Below are 4498 nucleotides of genomic sequence, written 5' to 3'. Positions count from 1 at the left end.
CGGCGTGCTGGCCGCGCCGTCGCTCGTGCGCGCAAAGCCGCGCACGGTGCGGATTTCCAAAGGCTATGGCGTGCTGTACCTGCCGCTGCTCGTGATGGAGAAGCAGCGGCTGTTCGAGCGGCACGCGGCGCGCCACGGCGTGCGTGACGTCGCGGTCGACTGGGTGCTGCTCGACGGCGGCAATTCCGTCAACGACGCGATGATGGCCGGCACGCTCGACTTCGCGGGCGCCGGCGCGCCGGGTTTCATCGAGCTGTGGGCGCGGGCGCGCGGCATTCCGAACGTCGAGGTGATCGGCATCAGCGGGCTGTCGACCACGTCGCTGTCGTTGAACACGAACCGGCCGGGCCTCGTGTCGCTGCGCGACTTCACGCCGTCCGACCGGATCGCGGTGCCGGGCATCCGCACGTCGCTGTCGGCGGTGGTGCTGCAGATGGTCGCGAGCAAGCAGCTCGGCCCGAAGCATTTCGCGCAGCTCGATTCGATCACCGTGAGCCTGCCGCATCCGCAGGCGATGCAGGCGCTGATCCGCCGCGAGAACGGCGTCACCGCGCATTTCACGTCGCCGCCGTTCTCGACGCTCGAGCTGCGGCAGCCGGGCATCCACCGCGTCGTGAATTCGGTCGACGTGCTCGGCCCGATGACGCACGACGTCGTATTCGCGCCGAAGCGACTCGTCGATACGGAGCCCGCGCTGGCCGTCGCGTTTCTCGGCGCACTCGACGAAGCGAACCGCCTGATCGCGCAGGACCCGCGCGCGGCGGCGGCGCTCTTTGCGGCGTCGTCGGGCGTCGGCCTGTCGCACGACGACGTGATGCAGATGCTCGCCGCACCCGACACGCGCTTCTCGGTGCTGCCGAACCAGCTGATGGACTACGTCGAATTCCTGTACCTGGCCGGCACGATCAAGGCGAAGCCGCGTGCGTGGCACGAGATGTTCGCGCCGATGCTCGACGCGTACCGGTCGGGCTGATATCGCCGCTCACTTTCATCGAAATATCCTGCGCCCGTGCGTTCGTCGCGCACGGCGCCGCTTCAACCGATATGCAACCCATACGCAATCGCTATGCAACCGATTCACGCAAGGAGCCCGAAGTGAACGCCACTGATACCCTGGACCCCGCGTCCGCCGAAGAACAGCGCATCATGTCGAAGATGGCGCGGCGCCTGCTGCCCATCCTCGTCGTGATGTTCCTGATCGCGTTCATCGACCGGCAGAACGTCGGCTTCGCGAAGCTGCAGATGGTGCACAGCCTCGGGATGACGGAAGCCGCGTTCGGGCTCGCGTCGTCGCTGTTCTTCATCGGCTACCTGCTGTTCGAGGTGCCGAGCACGCTCGCGCTGCATCGCTACGGCGCGCGCGTGTGGCTCGCGCGGATCATGCTGACGTGGGGGCTCATCACGGTGCTGATGGGATTCACGACGTCGATGCCCGCGTTCTGCGCGCTGCGCTTCGTGCTCGGCATCGCCGAGGCCGGCTTCTATCCGGGCGTGATCTACTACCTGACGCTGTGGTTTCCGCAGAGCTATCGCGCGAAGGTGCTCGGCATCTTCACGCTCGGCAGCGCGCTCGCGAACATGCTCGGCTCGCTGGTCGGCGGCGTGCTGCTGAGCCTGAATGGCGTGTGGGGGCTCGCGGGCTGGCAGTGGGTGTTCGTGGCGACGGGTATCCCGGCGGTGATCGTCGCGGTCGTCGTGTTCCGCGTGCTGCCCGCCTCGGTGCGCGACGCACGTTTCCTCGACGACCGCGAGAAGCAGATCGTCGAGACCGCGCTCGAACGCGAGAAGCCCGCTCAGGCCGAGCATGGGCAGCCGTGGAAGGCGCTGCTCGATCCGCGCGTGATGCTGTTCGCGGCGACCTACATGCTGATGTCGACGTCGTTGTACGGCGTGACGTACTGGCTGCCGACGCTCGTGAAGTCGTTCGGCGTGTCGAGCACCACGAACGGTTTCCTGAGCATGCTGCCGTGGGCACTCGCGGTGCTGCTGCTGCTGTGGCTGCCGGCGAAACTGCGCCGCGCAAAGAGCATCCTGCGCACGATCGCGATCGTCGCGGCGCTCGGCGCGCTCGGCTTCCTGCTGAGCCTCGTGCTGCCGTCGACGCCGCTGCGCTTCGTCGCACTGGTGCTCGGTGGCGCATGCATCCCGCTGCTGTATCCGTGCTTCTGGTCGATGCCGCCGCGCTACTTCACCGGTGCGCGGGCGGCGGCGAGCGTCGCGGCGATCAACTCGATCGGCAACCTCGGCGGCTTCTTCAGCCAGAACCTGATGCCGTTTGCCGGCAAGGCGACGGGCACCGCGTTCGGGCCGATGATCGTGCCGATCGTGTGTCTCGCGCTGCTCGGGATCGGCGCGCTGGTCGCGTGGACGCGGTCGGAGCGGGGGATGGTGGCGGCGCGGGCATGACGGCGCGCGGCCTCATCGCATCGTCAACTGGTCCCCGACGATCGAGAAGTTGGCCGAGGCGTGCGTGTTCGACATCAGGTACTTGAGCGCGTCGATGTCCGGCGCGGTCGTCGTGAATTGTTCGTCGCCGTCGAAGATGAAGTCCCACGTGATGATGCGGTTGGTGTCGGGATCGGCCACGTGGATCTCCTTCAGCGACGCGAGCGGATACGCGCGCTCGTGCCAGTCGAACAGGTGCCGGACGTAGAGGTGATCCGGCGAGACGATCTCGTAGCGCCGCAGGAACGGTATCGCGATGAGGAGGAGCACGGCGGTCGTGACCAGCCCCTGGCGGGCCGCGCGCCACACGACGGCCCGCGATGCGCGACCGCGCGGCTTGGTGCGGTAGTGCCGGTAGGCGGACGGTACGATCAGCCACGCGGCGAACCACCACGCGATCGCGATGAACCCGAGCGGCACGTTCATGAACGGCACTGAAAAGGCGGCGACGAAGGTCGTCGGAAAGTCCAGGAGCCGTGCCGTCGACACGAACCCGAGCCCCATGTAGCTGCCGACCGGATGCGGGATGAACACGGCCGTCGTCAGCGCTTGCAGCGCGAGCAGGATGGGCCAGCACAGCAGCGATACGGCAAGCCAGCCGGCCAGGACCGCTAGAAGGATGAGTGCATAGGTCAGGATGGATTTCATCGTGATGGAAGCGCGAGGTCCGGACGGCTGGCGCGTGAGCGGGATGCGAGATGGCGACAAATTGTAACGTTGTCCCGAAACGGGGCATGCGGGCCATGTCGCGATTGGGGGCTGGCTTCCGAGCAGGACGCATGCAGCGCATGCGTTGCGGTTGGCAGGATGACACTTTGCGCATCCTGTCGAGGCGTTACCATGCGCTGCGTGCCTACCCGCGCGCGCCCCCATCCCCACCATGCGCGACCGTCACCTGCGCATGCGACAGCGGAATCTCCACCTCGACCGTCGTCCCTTCGCCAAGCGTCGTTGCGATCCGCAGCGTGCCGCCGACGAGATACGCGCGCTCGCGTAACCCGACCAGCCCGAACGATCCCGACTTGCGCGGCACGCCGGGATCGAATCCCGCGCCGTCGTCGCGAATCGTCAGCGCGATCGCATCGTTCGCATGCATGAGCTCGACGTTCGCGCGCGACGCGGCCGCGTGCCGCGCGACGTTCGCGAGCGCTTCCTGCGCGATGCGGAATACCGCGGTCGCGTAAGGCTCGTCGAGCTGCAGTTCGGGCGGGGCGACATGCAGCGTGCATTCGATGCCGTGACGGTGCCGGAAATCCTCCACGAGCCATTGCATGGCCGCGGCGAAGCCGAGATCGTCGAGCATCAGCGGGCGCAGGTCCGACGCGATGCGGCGCGTCGCGGCCACCGCGCCGCGCGCCAGCGCGTGCATCGCCGCGATCTTGCGCGCCAGCAGCGCATCGTCCTGCGGCACGCGGTCGATCAGCCATTCGAGGTCGTTCTTCAGCGTCGCGAGCGTCTGCGCGAGTTCGTCGTGCAGCTCGCGCGCGATGCGGCGCTGCTCGGCTTCGCGTGCGCTCGCGCTGATCGCGGCGATCTCGCGCAGCTCCTCGCGCGACGCCTGTAGCGCCCGCTCGGCACGCACGCGATCTTCGACTTCGCGCCGCAGGTCGCGGTTCGACGCACTCAGTTGCGCGGTGCGCGCGGCGACGCGCTGTTCGAGCCGTTCGTTCGCGTCGTTCAGCTGCGCGCTCTTCTGCACGACGAGCAGGTGCTGGTAGCGCGCGCCGGCCAGCGCCCGCACCGTCTGCGCATGCAGCCGGCCGTTCTCGAACAGCATCGCGAACAGCACGACGGCGGACGCGACGAGGCCGTACGCGCGCCCTGCGTAGAAGCCGAGGTCGTAGCGCCCGTGATTCAGCATCGACGACAGCGCGATGTCGAACAGCCACGCGACCAGCACCGTCATCACCCACAGGTCGAGCACGGAATGGCGTCGCCGCCGCTGCCACATCAGCATCAGCGCCACCAGGTTCAGCCCCCAGACGATCGTGATCGCGTTCGTCATCGTCGCGGCCATCCGGTTGCCGTTCATGATGCGCGGCAGCAGGTCGTG

At 67.8% G+C, this 4498-nt stretch carries 4 protein-coding genes; 2 read left to right on the top strand and 2 right to left on the bottom strand.

Annotated features, from left to right (window positions below; translation table 11 throughout):
- Positions 1-973, top strand: a 973-nt coding sequence (locus JYJ84_RS29270) for an ABC transporter substrate-binding protein (RefSeq protein WP_240201916.1), incomplete at its 5' end; no start/stop codon positions are given.
- Between the two features lie 122 nt (positions 974-1095).
- Positions 1096-2406 carry an MFS transporter gene (locus JYJ84_RS29265; RefSeq protein WP_122949713.1) on the top strand — a complete coding sequence of 437 codons (1311 nt, stop codon included), beginning with the start codon at positions 1096-1098 and terminating at the stop codon, positions 2404-2406.
- A gap of 12 nt (positions 2407-2418) precedes the next feature.
- On the opposite strand, the gene JYJ84_RS29260 is transcribed toward JYJ84_RS29265, so the two are convergent.
- Together JYJ84_RS29260 and JYJ84_RS29255 are read right to left on the bottom strand one after the other, a co-directional pair.
- On the bottom strand, positions 2419-3093 hold the full coding sequence (locus JYJ84_RS29260) for a hypothetical protein (protein ID WP_122948941.1): 675 nt from the start codon (positions 3091-3093) through the stop codon (positions 2419-2421).
- Between the two features lie 205 nt (positions 3094-3298).
- Positions 3299-4498: sensor histidine kinase (locus JYJ84_RS29255; protein ID WP_205189809.1), on the bottom strand; the 1200-nt coding region annotated here is incomplete at its 5' end.

It is taken from the genome of Burkholderia sp. LMG 13014 (genome assembly GCF_905232215.1).
GTDB lineage: Bacteria > Pseudomonadota > Gammaproteobacteria > Burkholderiales > Burkholderiaceae > Burkholderia.
Note: the sequence above shows the minus strand (reverse complement) of the source record. Positions and strands in the feature narration are given on the sequence as shown.